Origin of the sequence: Streptomyces sp. NBC_01224 (assembly GCF_036002945.1) — a bacterium.
GTDB lineage: Bacteria > Actinomycetota > Actinomycetes > Streptomycetales > Streptomycetaceae > Streptomyces.
The window spans coordinates 2,253,747-2,270,342 of sequence record NZ_CP108529.1; the positions used below are offsets into that span (position 1 = coordinate 2,253,747).

Below are 16,596 nucleotides of genomic sequence, written 5' to 3' on the forward strand. Positions count from 1 at the left end.
GATCAGAGGTCACCCGACAGGCTCTCAGCCGGTGGACCGACCGGCCACGCCGACACGAACCTCCAGAGGGACCGAGAATGCCCCAGCACCCTGCCGGTGCCCATGACACCGCCGCCCCGGCCGGATCCCCGGCAATCCGGTGGAGACAGGCCGTCATCCACCAGCTGTACCCGCGCAGTTCCGCCGACCGGAACGGCGACGGCGTGGGTGACCTCCCGGGCGTGCGCAGCCGGCTGTCGTATCTGAAGGAGCTCGGCGTCGACGCCCTGTGGCTGAACCCCTTCTACGCCTCCCCACAGGCCGACCGTCGGCTACGACATCGCCGACCACCGTGCGGTCCAGCCCGCGCTCGGCACGCGGCTTGACGCCGACGCGCTGATCCGGGACGCCCACGCGCTTTGGCTGCGCATCATCGTGGTAGGGCTCCCACGGCGCGAGCTTCGAGCCGGCCGCGAACACCACGGTGTGGTGGACGGTCTGGCGCCCCCGTTCCCGCGCCGCTCCTGACGGCCGGCCGGCTGGCCGCAACAAGATCACCGTCCTCCACCGACGACAGAGGAATCCAATGCACAGCAAGCGACGCCTCACCGAGCAGCGGCTCGACCGGGTGCTGAACCAGCGCATCCGGCCCGCGGTCCACGCCCGTCCCGTCCCGGTCGAGATCGCGATCTGGAGCGTGCCGGGCGAGCCGGTCCCCGTGTCCGACGGCCTGGCCGCACCGTACGAACCCGTGGCGCTCGGGCACCGGTGGGGGCCGCCCTGGTCCACGAGCTGGTTCAGGATCAGCGGCAGGGTTCCGCAGGAGTGGGCCGGCCTGCGGGTCGAGGCGGTCATCGACCTCGGCTTCAACGTCACCGGCGCCGGCTTCTCCGCCGAGGGCCTGGTCTACCGGGCGGACGGCAGCGTGGTGAAAGCCCTCAACCCCCGCAACGCCTATATTCCGGTCGCCGACCCGGCGGTCGGCGGCGAGGATTTCACCTACTACGTCGAGGCCGCCGCCAACCCCAACCTGGTCGATGACCACATCCCGTCCCGGACCGGGGACCGGCCCTCCTGGATGACGGGAGCCGACTCCGAGAGCGCACCCTTGTACCAGCTGCTCCGACTGGAGTTGGCGGTCTTCGACGCGCAGGTGTGGGAACTCGTCCACGACCTGGACGTCCTCGGGGGGCTCATGCGCGAACTGCCCGAGGCCGACCCGCGCCGCTGGCAGCTCCTGCACACCATCGAGCGGGCCCTGGACGCAGTCGACCTGCAGGACATCGCCGGCAGCGCCACCGCCGCCCGCGAGGTGCTGCGCCCGGCGTTCGCCGCCCCTGCGGCCGCCAGCGCCCACCGCATGTCCGCCGTCGGACACGCCCACATCGACACCGCCTGGCTGTGGCCGCTGCGCGAGACCGTCCGCAAGGTCGCCAGGACGCTCTCCAACGTCACCCATCTCATGGACGACCACCCGGGCTTCCTCTTCGCCATGTCCCAGGCCCAGCAGCTGGCCTGGCTCAAGGAGCACCGCCCCGAGGTCTACGGCCGGGTCCAGGAGAAGGCGAAGAAGGGGCAGTTCCTCCCCGTCGGCAGCCTGTGGGTGGAACCCGACACCAACATCACCGGCGGCGAGGCCCTCGCCCGGCAGCTGATCCATGGAAAGCGCTTCTACCTCGACGAGTTCGGCGTCGAGACCGAGGAGATGTGGCTGCCCGACACCTTCGGCTACAACGCGGCCATGCCGCAGCTGATGAAACTGGCCGGGGTCCGGTGGTTCCTCACCCAGAAGATCTCCTGGAACACCACCAACAAGTTCCCGCACCACACCTTCTGGTGGGAGGGCATCGACGGCACCAGGATCTTCAGCCACTTCCCGCCGGTCGACACCTACAACGCCGAGATCACCGGCGCCGAACTCGCCCATGCCGTCGGCAACTTCCAGGACAAGGAGGCAGCCAACAGCTCGCTGCTCCCGTTCGGCTACGGAGACGGCGGCGGCGGTCCCACCCGGGAGATGCTGGCCCGGGCCGAGCGTCTCGTCGACCTGGAGGGCTCGGCCAGGGTCGTCATCGAGAGCCCTGCGGACTTCTTCCAGCGGGCACATGCCGAATACCCCGACGCGCCGGTGTGGCAGGGGGAGCTGTACCTGGAGTTCCACCGCGGCACGCTGACCAGCCAGCTGAGGACCAAGCAGGGCAACCGGCGCAGTGAGCACCTGCTGCGAGAGGCCGAGCTGTGGTCTGCGACCGCCGCCGTGCGCACCGGATTCGCGTACCCTTACCAGGCCCTGGACCGGCTGTGGAAGACGGTCCTGTTGCACCAGTTCCACGACATCCTGCCCGGCTCCTCCATCGCCTGGGTGCACCGGGAGGCGGAGCAGACCTACGCCGCCGTCACCGCCGAGCTGTGCGCGATGACGGACGCCGCCCAGCGCGCCCTGGCCGGCGAAGGCAACCTGCCCGTGGTCTTCAACGCCGCTCCGTTCGCCCGCGGCGGTGTCCCCGCCCTCGGCGCCACGCTCCGGACCCGGCCGCCGGGCCGACCCGTCGCCCCGGTCCCCTGCGGGGACGGCTTCGCGCTGGACAACGGCCTGGTCCGCGTCCGGATCGATGCCCAGGGCCTGGTGACCTCGGCGTACGACATCGCGGCCGACCGCGAAGCGCTGGCCCCCGGCGCCGCCGCCAACCTCCTCCAGCTGCACCAGGACTTCCCCAACGAGTACGACGCCTGGGACATCGACGCCTTCTACCGCAACACCGTTCACAACCTCCTCGACGCCGACTCGGTCAGGGCGGAGGAAGGCGGTGTCCGGATCGTGCGGACCTTCGGTGACTCCCGCATCGAACAGCTGGTCTCCCTCTCCGAAGGCTCCCGCCGTCTGGACATCGACACCGAGATCGACTGGCACGAGAAGGAGAAGCTCCTCAAGGCCGCCTTCCCGCTCGACGTGCGGGCCGACCACTCCAGTGCGGAGATCCCCTTCGGACATGTCCGGCGCCCCACCCACACCAACACCAGCTGGGACGCCGCCAAGTTCGAGATCTGCGCCCACCGCTTCCTGCACCTCGGCGAACGGGGGTGGGGCGCGGCTGTGGTCAACGACTCGACCTACGGGCACGAGGTCACCCGAGACGTCCGCGCAGGCGGCGGCACCACCACCACCGTCCGGCTCTCCCTGCTCCGCGCTCCCCGCTTCCCCGACCCGGATGCCGACCAGGGCCACCACCGCCTGCGCTACGGGTTCGTCATCGGCGCCGACATCGCCGACGCCGTCCGCGAGGGCTACGAGTTCAACCAGCCGGAGCGCAGCCTCCCCGGCTCGACCGAGGTCCAACCGCTCGTCACCGCGGACAACGAGGCCGTCGTCATCGAGGCGGTCAAACTTGCCGACGATCGCTCCGGCGACATCGTCGTACGCCTCTACGAGGCCCACGGCGGACGCGCCCGAACCGTTCTGACCGCCGGCTTCCCGCTGGCGTCGGCGGCCGAGACCGATCTGCTGGAGCGCGAACTCGACCCGCGCGAGAACGTGGACGCCGTACAAGCGGACGGCCGAAGGGTGCGCCTGGCACTCCGCCCGTTCCAGATCCTCACTCTCCGGCTGAGGCCCCGGCAGGGGGCTTGAGTACCCGTGGCCGTCGCAACACCTCACACCCACGAAGGCAGGACCGCCGTGCCCGCACTCCCCGCCGCCGTCCTGTTCGACATGGACGGCACCCTGGTCGACACCGAGCACCTCTGGCTCCAGGTCACCGCCGAACTCGCCGCCGGCCTCGGCCACACCCTCACCGAGGAGGACCTGCCCGAGGTGCTCGGCCGCGCCGTCGACCACACCGCCGCACATCTGCACCGCATGACCCGCACCGGCCTCACTCCGGATGCCCTGGCCGCGCTCCTCACCGACGCGTTCCGCGTCAAGGTCGCCGCCGGGGTCGTCCCCCGGCCCGGCGCCCTGGCACTGCTCGCCGCACTGCACGACGCAGCCGTGCCCACCGCGCTGGTCTCGGCCTCCCCCCGCCGCATAGTGGACCTGGTCCTCGGCCACCTCGGCGACGGCTGGTTCTCCGTCACCCTCGCCGCCGAGGACACCGAACGCACCAAGCCCGACCCCGCCCCCTACCTGGCCGCCGCTGATCGGCTCGGCCTGGACCCCTCGGTCTGCGTGGCCGTCGAGGACACACCGGCCGGGGTCGCCTCCGCGCATGCCGCCGGCTGCTCGGTGGTGGCCGTCCCCTCCACCGTGCCGATCGCCGAGGCCGCCCGGATCACCCTGCTGGACAGCCTCGAACAGGCCGACCTGGCGCTGCTCTCCGCGCTGACCGTGCCGACGACGCAGACCGCCTGATGCCGTCACCCACTGCTCGCGCTAGCGGGTCCAGGACCGGGTGCGCAGGGAGCGCGTGGAGCACGGCGCCGCCCATCTGGTCTCGCTCGTAGACCGCGCCTTCACCGATGTTCGCTTCACTCGCGCAGCTCTGTATGAGATGGACCGCGCCTATGCACTGTGGTGTGCCTGCTCGGACGAGCGCTGAGGAAGTCCCGCCGCCGCTCAGCGGAAGGCCCTAGGGTCGTTCCCACGTGTCACGGCCGCATTAACCGCCAAGGGGGACCCACGATGCAGGCGAAAGAGACGATGTTCGCCGATCTCGTGCAGGGGAGGGCCCAGCAGTTCCAAGTGCCGCTCTACCAAAGGACGTACTCCTGGACGGAGAAGCAGCTCAGACAGTTGTGGAGCGACATCCTGGAGCAGGCTGAGCTGATTGAGCGCGGGGAGAAAGCGAATACGCACTTCCTGGGGTCCGTGGTGCTCGCGCCGTCCCCGCAGAACGAGGCGACGTTCCCCCGCTGGCTCGTCGTCGACGGTCAGCAGCGGCTGACCACGCTCTCCCTCGCCCTGGCCGCGATCCGCGATCACATCAAGGACGCCGAGCCCGACGAGGCCGAACGCATAGGCGAGGAATACCTGATCAACAAGCGCAAGAGCGGCAACGAGCACTTCCGGCTGCTGCCGACCCAGGCGGACCGGCCGCAGTTCGCCGCCCACGTCCGCGGCCCGCTCGCGGAGCGGCCCGCCGGCGGAAGTGTCGCCGCGGCTTACAGCTTCTTCCGCCGCAAGCTGGTCGAGACGGCCGGGCCCACTGCCCCGCAGGACGTGTTCCGAATCGAGCAGGCCATCACCTCCAGGCTGACGCTGGTGGCGGTGACCGCCGAGCGCGGCGACAACGTGCACCGCATCTTCGAGTCTCTCAACAATACGGGGCTCAAGCTCAGCCAGGCGGACCTGCTGCGCAACTACCTGTTCATGCGGCTGTCGACCCGCGGTGAGCACGTCTACGAGACCTATTGGCTTCCGCTGCAGGACAGCCTGAGCAATGAAGAGCTGGAACAGCTCATGTGGCTGCAACTGGTCCTCGACGGTGACGACCGGGCGCGCCGCCAGGACTTGTACGCGGCCCAGCAGCAGCGTTTCGAGCGGGGCGAGGCAGGCGAGGCGGAGATCGAGGCGTACGTCAGGGAGTTGCACCGCCGGGCCGCTCTTTTCCGCCGGCTACTCCATCCCGAGGAGGAGCCGGACGCATCGATCCGCGCCCATCTGCACCGCCTGGACGCCTGGCAGGCCCAGGTCACCTATCCCGCTCTGATGCTGCTGCTCGACCGGCGCGAGCGTGGGGAACTCGATTCCTCGGACACAGCCCGAGCGATGTCGTACGTCGAGAGCTTTCTGGTGCGGCGAATGATCTGCCGGGTACCGACGAACAACCTCAACAGAGTCTTTCAGGCCATGCCCGGGCAGCTGCCGCTCGACGTGCCCGTCGCCGACGGGCTGCACCAGCTGCTCTCCGCCGACAATCGGTTCTGGCCCTCCGACGGCGAGCTGCGGGAGAAGATCCGAACGGCGCCCTTCTATCAGTTCGGACGCTGGCACCAGCGCAAGATGGTGCTGCAGCGGCTGGAGGAGAGCTACGAGCATCCCGAGCCGGTGGACTTCGCCGCCGCGCAGCTCACCATCGAGCACGTCATGCCGCAGTCGCCCGGCGACGAGTGGATCCGAATCTTGGGTGAGGACACGGCCGACGGAGAGAGCGCGGAGGACCTGCACTCCCGGTTGCAGCACACACTCGGGAACCTGACGCTCACTGCGGTCAACTCAGAACTGTCGAACCATCCCTTCGAGCGCAAGCAGGGCCTGCTGCAGGGAAGCCACCTGGAGATCAACCGTCGCATCGCCGCGACCGAGCGCTGGGGCGCGGAGGAGATCCTGGCTCGTGCCGACGAGCTGGCCGACCGTGCGATCGCGCTGTGGCCGGCCCCGCTGCGCGGAGTCGGCCGCGCGGAGCGCAGCCGGGACTGGCACCTGGCGCATCAGGTGCTCGCGGCACTCCCCCACGGCACGTGGACGTCCTACGGCGATCTCGCCGCGTTCCTCGGCTCCGGTGCCCAGGCCGTGGGAAACCACTTGGCGAACACGCCGGGGGTGGTCAACGCGTACCGGGTGCTCACCTCCGAGGGCAAGGTCTCCGACGGCTTCCGCTGGACACCCGTGGACGAAGGAGGCAACGTCCGTACCCGGCTGATCGCCGACGGCGTCCGTTTCACAGTGAACGGAGCCGCTGATCCGGCGCAGCGTCTCACCGCCGACGAGCTCGCCCTGCTGGTCGCCGAGGACGACGATCAGGCCGAGGGCGAGGACACCGCGCAGCGCACGCCGGACGGTCAGGGTGAGGAGACGCGCGCCAACCGGTTCTTCCGTCAGCTCGCGGCGGACGACTCGCCCGAGACAGTGGAGGCGGTGCGCGCGGTCTTCGCCCGCTGGGAGGAGCTCGGCGGCTGGATCGGGCACGGGGCGGGCCAGGTCACGACGAGCGCTTTCCTCATGTTCGGGGAGGCGGGCGCGCCGGGCCGCGGGATCTGGCCGTTGACGCTCTACCCGGGCGGCGGGCGTGGCGGCACGGCGGAGGTGGTGTTCCAGTACCTGGCGGCACGTGAACCGTTCACCGACCGCGCACTGCGCGCTGAACTCCTCAGGCGGCTCAACGTCCTGGAGGGTGTTGCCATCCCGGAAGGAAAGATAGAGCTGCGCCCCAACTTCCGTCTGTCACTGCTGGAGAAGGATCACAACCGCGAACTGCTCGCCGAGACCTTGGCATGGTTCCGGGACTGCTGGGAGAACCGGGACACAGCCTGAGCGCGCGTGCGCCGAGCCGATGGGTCGGACGCCCCTCCACTCACGCGTCGAAGAGGGCGCCCTGGCAGTCCTCGCCCCGCCAGGGCGCCCAGGTGAGGACGGAGCCACGCACCCCCGATGGCGCCCGCCTCGGCAGCGACCGGCTGCCTCCTCGATGGCAGCGGCCTTCAGGATCTTCTCGATACGCTGCGGCCGACCTTCGACGGCCCGCCGCTGATCCTCGCAGAGGGCGCGCCAACTGCGGCGCAGGCCCCCACGCACCACGTCGTCCTCGGCACGCGGGCCCACGACGGCCGGCCGCACTTCGGCGAGGCGGGTGAGTCATCGGAAAGATGTCACCTTCAGTGAATTTGGGAAAAAATACCAGGTCAGAGGCGGTTCGCTCCCTTTCAGCGGGGCGGAAGCAGCGGTTCCAGGAAGCGGCTCGGCTCACCGTGCCAGGTGATGGCGAGCGCGTCACGGGCGCGGGTAGCCGCGACGAAGAGCAGTGAGCGCGCCCGGTGCAGTTCACGCTGGTGGCGGCTCGGGTCCGTGCGTTCCCAAGCATCCACAGAGGCGCGGGGTACGAGTCCCTCGGCCACCCCGGCGATGATCAGGCAGCGGTACTCCAGTCCCTTGAATCGGTACATGGTGCCGATGTGGACACCCTGGTCGTTCCGCGGTCCGTCCTGTGTGATCTCCGTCGGAGTGATGCCGCGTCGCGCGAGGCGGTCGGCGAGCTGGGTGACCATGTCGTTGGTCGGGACGCAGATCGCAGTGGATTCGCGTGGCACGTCGTGCCAGTCGCGTAGCTGCTCGACGACGAGATCCATCTCCTCGTCCCAACTGCGTGCGCCCCGCAGGGACGGGCTCGAGCCTTGGAGGACGGAGCGGTATCCGGCGATCGTCTCGGCACTGCCGTCGAGGTCGTCGTAGTCCGCGTCGTCCAGGACCCGGATGGCGTCGCGCAGGATTTCCCGCGTGGTGCGGTAGCTGAGGGTCAGCCGGGAGGACCGGCCGCGGATGTGGACGCCGAGGCTGCCGAGTGTGACCTGGTTGTCGTAGATCCGCTGGTGCGTGTCGCCGACGAGGAAGATGTCGTCGGGCTCGGCCGGCACCATGGCGCGCAGCATCTTCCAGTGGGCGGCGCTGAGGTCCTGCGCCTCGTCGACCACGATGTGCCGGTAGCGGTACCGCAGCCAGGCACCGGAGCCGGCCTCGACGTGACGATTGTCCAGGCCTCCCCGGTCGTCGCGTTCCTCCGACCGCCGGTCGATTCTGGCCTTGCGAGCGATCTCCAGCCGTGCCGCTCGCTCGGCGACCTGGCGGTGGGTCTCCAGCCCCTTGGTCTCCAGGCGCTGGGTGAAACGTTCGGCGAGCTGCCAGATTCCGGCTCGCTCAACGCGTGTGACGCTGCGTCCTCGGCCAGCGCGCCGGGCGGCGAAGTAATCGCTCCGGGAGGTCACGGCCTGGCCGAGGATGACCTGGTTCCACTCGTCGCTGAGGAACTCGGCGCTCCAGCGGGTCTCCCCCGCCTCCACCAACAGCTCCCGCCACTCGCGCAAGGCTGCCGTGTCGTCGATCCGCCGCTTGGCGCTGCCCGGGTCGGCCTCGCTGACGAGGCGGGTGGCGAGCTGGTCGACGTGGGCGATGTCGACCCGGGCCAGTACGTCGGGGCCGCCGAGCGAGAGGAGCCGGGCCCGCAGATCGGCGGCGAGGTTCTTGTTGAACGTGGTGAGCAGGACGGGCTTGTTACGACCGGGCGGGAGCGCTCGCACCAGATGGCACACACGGTGGAGGGCGACGATCGTCTTGCCCGTCCCCGGCCCGCCGCCGACCCGGGCCGGGCCGGAGTAGCGCCGGTGGACCAGCTTCTCCTGAGTGGGGTGGAGGAAGATCTTCCACCGCCCGAAGTCGCCCTCCTCCAGGATGCTCTGCAGGGACTCGTCGTCGGTGATGACCACAGTCTGGGAGCGGTCGACGGCCGCCTGCCAGTCGTCGGTGTCGAGGTTCTGCTCGGGTTCGCTCACGGCGACGGGCGTGGTGACCTGGTCCATGACCGCGTCGTAGGGGACGCCGTCGCGCAGCCGCAGGAGGACTTCCCCGGTGTGGCGGGGCGCGTACTCGGCGAGACCGAGCAGCTCGTCGTCCGTGGTGAGTTTCCGGACGATCGGGATGAGCGGTTCGGCGACGCCGAGGTCCGCGAGCTGTTCGTCGGTGTACGCGGCAAACAGGGGCTCTTCCACCGGCTTGCGCCGAGGGGCGGGTTCCGGAGCGGGGGTTGCGGGCGGCGCGGGTTCGCGGCGCCGCACGTGCTCCTCGACGACCTGGAGGTCGACGTATTCGATGGCGCCGGTGATGTGGTTGATGCCGTAGTTGAGCCGGTCCAGGTTCTTGTGGACGTGGCCGCGGTGCTTGACCGAGACGAGAAGCCAGTCGTCACCACCGAGGCGGATCATCAGGGCCCGCCACTCTCGGTTGACGCGAGCCGACCAGAGCCGGTCGTGGCCTTCCAGCTGTTTGAGGTCGAAGCCGCCGGCGTCCGGGTTGCGGCGGAAGTCGTGCTGGAACTTGTAGAACGCCCCGAGGACGGCGCGGTCCAGTTTGACGATTTCCTTGTCGGCCTTGTCCAGCAGGCGCAGGGTCACGCCGGTCCTGGGCGCGCCGGTGACCGTCATCGCTCGTTCTCCTCGTGTTCGTTCGTGGCCGGACCGGCAACTCCGGCTACCAGCCCGGCGAGTTCGCCGGCGTCCCATTCCGTCGCGGTGCGGACCTGCCAGCCCGCATCCCGGTAGGCCCGGTCGCGTTGTTCGGCGTCGATGTCCCGGTTGCTGCCCGGGTCCGGCCGGTGCGCGAGGACGACACCGATCCGCCGGGCAGGCCAGGCGAGTTCGGCGGGCCAGGCGGCTGCTCCGAGTTCGTAGCCCGCCTCGGGCGCGGGCAGGCCGAGGCCTGCGAGGGCGCGGGCGAGGTCGGGGAGGCCGGGGTCGTCGATGAGGAACTCGATGACCTCGTCCCAGGCGGGGTCGCGAACGGCCGCGGGGGCCTCCTCGGCGGTCTGCCTGACCGCCTCGGGTTCGTGTGCCCGCCGCTGGGAGGTGAGCCACCCGGCGCCGCCGGTGACCGCCAGTTCGGCCGGGTCGAATCCCGGCAGCATGGCGGCTGTGAGCTGGACCCCGTCTCCTTCGCCCGCGTCGAGGAACTGGAGCAGGTTGCTCCAGTAGAGCCAGGCCTGCCAGCGCCGCCGGTGGGCGGCCTCGTCCGCCGTGACCGCGTCTGTGCTGTCGTCGAGCACGGTCAGTGCCGTCCAGACCGCCCCGGTCTGCCCCCTGCGCAGGTCGAGCGCGATGGTGAGCGGACATCCAGATGTGTCCCGGGTCGCCATGACCTGGACGGCGCCCTGTCCTCCGGCGAGCCGCCGCCCGTGCAGCGCTTCGCTGATCCTGCGGCCGGTTTCCTGGCCGTCGGCCAACGCCCTGCTGGTCGCCGACACGGCGGCGAAGCCCGCGAGCGCGCTCTGGGTGCGGCGCCGCCAGGCGTCGGGGTCCGGGTCGGTGAGGTACCCGATCAGTGTCTCGACGGGGTTGGCCCACACGAAGCGCGACAGGTCCCGGGTGTCTCCGCCGTGCATGCGCCGGTGAACGTCCATGGCCGTCTTCTGCGCGGTGTTCGGGTACGGCTTCCAGACGGGGTCGGCCTGCGGCTTCGTCCGCCCTGTCCACTCCTGCACGTCGTCCCAGGTGAGCTGGAAGACCTGCCAGCCTTCCGCCCGCAGACGGGTGCGTTTGCCCGCGTCGTCCTCGGCGGTGAGGTGCTCGGGGCTCGCGTGGTAGCGATAGCCGTCGAGGTAGACGGCCACCCGCCGGTCGTCGTCGGTGCTGCGGAAGACGACGTCGGGCCGGGTGAAGCCGAGCGGTGTCTGCGTCTCCATCTGCCAGCCGCGGACCGTGCCGTCGGGTGCGGTGAAGCGCAGGGTCGTGTCCCTGGTGCCGTCGGCGGTGAGTGCGGTGCGGACGCTGACCTCGTCCACCCGCTCGGCCCATTCGAGCAGCCCGTGCCGGAAGAGTGCCTCCAGTTCGCTCTCCACCTGGTGCACGAGGGTGATGTCCCGGGCGGTGGCGACGGGTTCGGTACTCCATCGGTCGGCGGTGCGGCCGAAGAGGTCACCGAGCATGTCCAGCGCGTGCTCGCGGGAGACGAGTTCGTACTCGCCGTCGGTGACGTGCCGCAGCAGGCAGCGGTGGCACGCGGGCCGGCCCTGGCCGACGCACACGCAGGTCTCGATCACCTGGCGGGCGTCTTCCAGGACGCCCCTGAGGCCGTCCTGGCCGGCGAGACGGTGCAGATATCCGGTGCCGCCGGGCAGCGTGTCGTACAGCACGAGGAAGTGGCGGCGCAGAGCGGCCTCGCCGCCTTCCTCGGGCATGGAGTCGGTGACGACGGCGAGGTGGTCGGGGTCGCCGCCGTAGCTGCGGGCGATACCGGCCAGCAGCAGCGCCTTGAAGGAGGCGAGCCGTTCCTGGGTGTGGGCGGTGACGGCGGGGATGAGGATGCGCAGGGCGTCGGTGCGCAGCTCGTGGGCGAGCAGCACCTTCTCGCCCCGCCGTGCGGTATCCGCCCCGCTGCGCCGCCTGGGGCACCAGGGCCGGTGGTACTTGCCGTATGCGGCCGCGTCACCGGTGTCCTGGGCGGCGGGGCCGCCGTCGGGGTCGGCGAAGCCACATGCGTCGCAGACCCAGAAGGGGTTGAGGCGGACCTCCCGCCCGGCGAAGGCCGTGTCGGTACCGCCGTCCACCCGGGTGGCTCCGGTGTTGATGTGGCGGATGCGTGCCTGGCGGGTGAACTCCCACCCGAAGGTGGCGTGTTCGTGCTTCCACGCCTGTTCGACGTCTTTCGCGTCGATGTCGACGGCGGGCACGACGGTGTAGTGCCGCCTCTCCCGCTCGTCGCTGTCGTCGCGGACGCGGACGTCGTCGCGTTCGTCCCGGGAGGTGACGCGGCGCGGCACCAGGACCTTGTGCAGGCAGCCGACGTCTCCGATGGCCGCGGACCGGCAGCGGGGGCAGGGCGAGGGGTCCTGCTCGGCACGGTGGGTGCGGACGTGCCCGCAGTCGGGGCAGACGCGCCACCAGATCCAGGCCGGGCGGCCGGGACTGCCGATGTCCAGTCCGGTGACACGGTGCTTGTAACCCTGGGCGTAGTAGTGGTTGCCGGGGGCGAATTCGGAGAGGGCGAGGCGCGCGGGGCGACTGTGGTGGAGGGTCTTGCTGTGGTCCTTGCGGGTGCCGTCGGCCTGCTTCTCCGTCCAGGTGAGAGTGGCCTCCAGTTCGGTCGCCGAGTCGATCAGGCTGTAGTTCGGCAGCAGGCCGAGATCGACGAGCGCACCGTGCGCGGTGGTGCGGCTGATCTCGCGGGAGACGCGTGCCACGTCCCGGCGCTCGGCGCGCAGTTCGCGCCCCTGCCGTTCGTGGTCGGGGTCGCCTGCGACGAGCAGTCCGTGGGCCCGGTCGATGGCCTCGGTCCGGCGCTGCAGGTCGGCGCGGCGGTCCTCCCAACGCCGGCACGCGGCTTCCAGGGCGCCTCCCAGTCCCTCCTCGCCGGTGTCGGTCGCGTAGGTGACGAGAGCGGCGCGGGCCTGCGGGCTGACGCCCGTGCCGCGGCTCTCGTCGTACGCGGGGAACAGGTCGAGGAAGCCCTGCACGAGCCGTGGTCCGCCGGCGAGCGCGGCTTCGGCGAACTCGGCCTGCCAGGCCGAGGCCCCGAACAGATCGGTGGCGCGTCCGGGCAGCGGCCGCAGTGGCGTCCCGTCGGGGGCGGTCAGCCGTCCGGCGCCCGCGAGGTCGAGGAGGTGGGCGAGGTACTGGCGGCGCAGGATCTCGACCGCGGACAGGTAGCAGCCGGGCGGCAGGACGTCCCCGGCGATCATGAGCCGGGGTTCTTCCAGGTAGTAGCGGTCGCGCGGACCGCGGTCGACCATGGTGAGCAGGTACGCGTTGCCGGTCGAGCGACCGGCCCGGCCCACGCGCTGGATGTAGTTGGCCGGGCCCTTCGGCAGGGAGGCGAGGACGACGGCCGACAGGTCGCCGATGTCGATGCCGAGTTCGAGGGTGGGGGTGCAGGACAGCACCTGCGGGTTGGCGTAGTGGACGTCGGTACCCTCGCGGAAGGCCTTCTCGACGGCCTCGCGTTTGGCGCGGCTGAGTGTGCCGGTGTGTTCCGCCGTGTTGATGGTGAAGACGCCGGCCTCGCGGTACATACGCCGGTAGAAGTCGTCGGTGAAGTCCCGTTGCCGCAGGCCGCTGTCGAGGTCGCGGCCGGTGGCGAGGATTCCGGCGCAGCGGTAGCGCGGACACGGCTGCCCGTGCCACTGGTCGGCGAGGTCGGGGTGGACGGTCTGCTCCCAGAAACAGACCGGGCAGTGCGCGGTGGCGTCGGGCAGTGTGTCGTCGGCGAGTCTGCGGACCCGGATGTGTCCGGGCTGGAGGCCGTAGACGCGAGTGGCCCCGTCGAGTGCGGTGCGCACGGCGAGGACCCCGGTGTCGGCGAGGGCGGGCAGCAGCCGGGTCAGGAAGTCGGTGGCGGCCTCCCTGCGCAGCCCGAGGGCGCGTACGGCCCAGTCCTGGTACCAGCCGAGCCGGCCGGTGAGGACGTCGAAGTCCTCACTGCCCTGCTTGGGGGTGCCGAGCAGGAACGCGGGCGCGGAGACCCCGCGGGGGAAGGCCGGCATGCCGGTCTCGCGTCCGCCCCAGATCGCCCACCGGCGCACCCCTGCCTGGTCGAGCCAGGGGTCCAGCCAGGCGTGCCGGACGGCGCCCCGGATACGCAGCCGCTCCAGCAGGCCCCGGACGAAGCCGGTGTACCGGTCGGTGCCGGGCACCGATCCGTCGGGCAGCGCGATCTCTCCGGGTGTGGTGAGCAGCGTCTCCCGTACGAGGTCGGCGACGGCGTCGGCGTCGGGCAGGGGCACGTCGGCGGCGACGGTGCGGGTGAGTTCCAGGGTGCGGCCCTGCCGGGACCGCAGGCCGAACTCCATGACGGTGGCGAACGCCAGGCGCTGCGCGATCAGTTCCCAGGTGGCCCGGGACCCGCGGCTGCGTCCGGAGAGCAGGGTGTCCACGCCCCGGATCAGATGCAGGTCCGGCGGGATGACGGCTGCCTGCACCGCCTTGCTGTCGACGACATCGGCGATCAGGTCGGCGGCCAGATCGCTCAGGGTGATCGGCTCGTCCTCGTCGATGCGGCTGGCGAGCAGCGCGCGCAGCGAGAACGTATAGGAGCGGCTGGCGACGTATCCGGCGCGGTGGGCGGCGTCCTGGACGGAGTCGTTGAAGAGGAGGGTCTTGTTCTCGCCCTTGTTCTTGTCCAGTTCGCCGCCGGTGAAGAGCTGGGTGACGGCGGCGGCGGCAAGCGCGGCCAGACCGGTGCCGAGGTAGCGGATGGAGTTGAAGGTGCGGCAGGCGGGACACTGGTCACGTTCGGCAGCCCGGTCGCCGTCGAGGTCGGCGTGGACGAACGCGGCGTTGTGAAGGGGCCTGGCCCGGCGTGGTCCGTCGCCGTCGGCGGGGGCGGTGAAGTCGGTCTCGGGTGAGAGGGGACGCAGCCGTCCGCCGGCACCTTCCAGGACCATGACGGCGGGTCCGCCGCGCCGGCGTTCCGCCCCGGCCGCGAAGGCGGCGTCGTGCACTTCCTGCGGGGTCGCGGCGATCATGTTGCGCACCCGGCGCTTGTCGCGGCCGACCGAGGCGCGGCGGATCTTCGAGGCGTTCAGGTCGAGTTCGGCCGGGTCGACCTCCGGCGAGTACGCGGCCCAGCCGGAGCGGCCGCACTCGCGGCAGAAGACTGCGGGCAGGAACACCTCGGCGGGCGGCGGGGCGCTGTCGTCGGCCGGTACGGCGGCCTGCTCGGCCACGTCGGCCGGTACGACGGGGTCCTCCCCGTCGTACGGCGAGGTCCGGGCGGCCGGTCCGTGGTCCTTGCGGGCCAGTGCGCCGCGGGAGGTGACGCGCTCGTCGTCCCAGCGGAACTCCGCACGGGCCGCGCTGATGCCGCGCAGCACGCGCGAGACGGACCGTACCCAGTGGTGGATCTCGATGGCCAGCAGGGGCCGCCCGGGGTGCTCGGGGTCGCGTGCGTACGACAGGAGGGCGATGTAGCGGGCGAGTGCCTGGGCGGCGGTGCGCGGCCGCTGCTGCACGGCCATGCCCCAGTGGTAGGCGTAGCGGGGCAGCACCTCGGTGATCTCGGCGAGGGTCCTGGGGGTGCCGTCGAGGATCTCCAGGACGGCGGCGGTGAGCCGGTGGCGGCGCAGCACGCCGCCGAGCTCCTCCGGGCTGGGACCGCTCAGGCCGGTGAACGCGGCGACGAGGCCGTCCATGGCGTCCGGATCGCGGGTGGGGTCGCCGAGCTCGGCGACCTCCTGCGGGGAGGGGAACGGCAGCGTGAAGTCGCTCTCGCCGGTGAAGTCCTTGGTGGAGCGCCTGTCCTCACCGACGACCGACTCGGGCGGGAACGGCACGCCGAAGACCTGCTCGGCGACCTCCAGCATGCCGGGCCCGCCGCCCGCCCGCCCGGTCCCGCCGGGGTCGTTCTCCCCCAGCGTGGCCGACGTGGCGACGGGACAGACCGGCCCCAGCGGGCGGCCGGGTTCCGCGAGTCCGGTGACGGACCCGAGGCGGCGCAGCAACATGGCGACATCCGTGCCCTGGGCACCGTCATACGTGTGGAACTCGTCGAGGACGACGTACGCGAGCGCGGAGTCCTGCCACAGCCGCTGGTCCTCGGGACGCTGGAGGAGCAGGTCGAGCATCTTGTAGTTGGTGATCAGGATGTCCGGCCGGGTGCGCCGGATCTCGTCCCGGTCGACGGTGATCGCGGGGTTGGCCTGCTTGAACTCCTGCGACGGCTTGTCGCCGATGTAGAGCCCGGCCCGCACACCCGCATCACGCAGCCGGGTGTCCCGGGGGTCGTCGAGCCGCTTGTTGATGCGGTGGGCCTGGTCGGTGGCGAGGGCGTTCATGGGGTAGAGCAGGATCGCCTTGACGCCCTCCCGGCCCGCCTCGCGCTCGCGGCGGCAGTGGTCGAGCAGCGGGATCAGGAACGACTCGGTCTTCCCGGACCCGGTGCCGGTGGTGACGAGGGTGGGCCGCGCCGCACCGTGCAGCGTGGACAGCCGCTCCCAGGCGAGCTCCTGGTGCCGGTGCGGGGTGAAGCCGCGGGGCCACCAGGTCAGGTGCCGCTGCCAGTCGTCGCCCTCGGCGCTCCGGAAGGGTGTGCGGATACGGAGGTAGGGGCCGCGGAAGATGCCGTCGTCGGCGTCGCCGAGGAAGCCCTCCAGGGCGCGGCGGGTGCTCTCGTCGGCCAGCGCGTACGTCGTCGCGAGGTACTGGCTCAGACTGGCCCGTACCTGGTCGGCGGCGAGTGTGGGACGCACGCGCGGTCCTCCTTGGTGC

The 16,596-nt window shown here is 71.1% G+C and carries 7 protein-coding genes and 1 pseudogene; 6 read left to right on the forward strand and 2 right to left on the reverse strand.

The genetic code is table 11. From position 1 onward, the window contains the following. Positions 1-77: 77 nt before the first annotated feature. The 6 genes and pseudogenes from OG609_RS09540 to OG609_RS09565 all read left to right on the forward strand — a co-directional run. Positions 78-429 (forward strand): annotated as a pseudogene (locus OG609_RS09540) (alpha-amylase family glycosyl hydrolase); the annotation flags it as partial. Positions 430-565: 136 nt separating this feature from the next. Next, the gene (locus tag OG609_RS09545; RefSeq protein WP_327272421.1) at positions 566-3,607 is read left to right on the forward strand and encodes an alpha-mannosidase; all 3,042 of its coding nucleotides are present in this window, start codon (positions 566-568) and stop codon (positions 3,605-3,607) included. A gap of 6 nt (positions 3,608-3,613) precedes the next feature. Continuing rightward, positions 3,614-4,327, forward strand: coding sequence for an HAD family hydrolase (locus tag OG609_RS09550; RefSeq protein WP_327272422.1), 714 nt, complete (start codon positions 3,614-3,616; stop codon positions 4,325-4,327). Between the two features lie 40 nt (positions 4,328-4,367). Then, the gene (locus tag OG609_RS09555; RefSeq protein ID WP_327272423.1) at positions 4,368-4,514 is read left to right on the forward strand and encodes a hypothetical protein; all 147 of its coding nucleotides are present in this window, start codon (positions 4,368-4,370) and stop codon (positions 4,512-4,514) included. A gap of 83 nt (positions 4,515-4,597) precedes the next feature. Continuing rightward, entirely contained in the window at positions 4,598-7,168 is a 2,571-nt protein-coding gene (locus OG609_RS09560) for a GmrSD restriction endonuclease domain-containing protein (protein ID WP_327272424.1), read from the forward strand. Positions 7,169-7,285: 117 nt separating this feature from the next. Then, complete coding sequence (locus tag OG609_RS09565; RefSeq protein ID WP_327272425.1) at positions 7,286-7,516, forward strand: hypothetical protein; 231 nt, start codon at positions 7,286-7,288, stop codon at positions 7,514-7,516. 41 nt (positions 7,517-7,557) lie between these two features. Here the strand turns inward: OG609_RS09565 and OG609_RS09570 are convergent, their stop codons facing one another. Both OG609_RS09570 and OG609_RS09575 read right to left on the reverse strand, forming a co-directional pair. Then, on the reverse strand, positions 7,558-9,825 hold the full coding sequence (locus OG609_RS09570) for a UvrD-helicase domain-containing protein (protein WP_327272426.1): 2,268 nt from the start codon (positions 9,823-9,825) through the stop codon (positions 7,558-7,560). Next, entirely contained in the window at positions 9,822-16,577 is a 6,756-nt protein-coding gene (locus OG609_RS09575; protein WP_327272427.1) for a DEAD/DEAH box helicase, read from the reverse strand. The genes OG609_RS09570 and OG609_RS09575 overlap by 4 nt, the downstream gene beginning before the upstream one ends. Positions 16,578-16,596 lie beyond the last annotated feature (19 nt).

What these genes read in the sequence shown, in the direction of transcription:
- OG609_RS09570 (WP_327272426.1), bottom strand. Translation starts at nt 9,825, where the DNA reads ATGACGGTCACCGGCGCGCCCAGGACCGGCGTGACCCTGCGCCTGCTG.
- OG609_RS09560 (WP_327272424.1), top strand. Translation starts at nt 4,598, where the DNA reads ATGCAGGCGAAAGAGACGATGTTCGCCGATCTCGTGCAGGGGAGGGCC.
- OG609_RS09565 (WP_327272425.1), top strand. Translation starts at nt 7,286, where the DNA reads ATGGCGCCCGCCTCGGCAGCGACCGGCTGCCTCCTCGATGGCAGCGGC.
- OG609_RS09545 (WP_327272421.1), top strand. Translation starts at nt 566, where the DNA reads ATGCACAGCAAGCGACGCCTCACCGAGCAGCGGCTCGACCGGGTGCTG.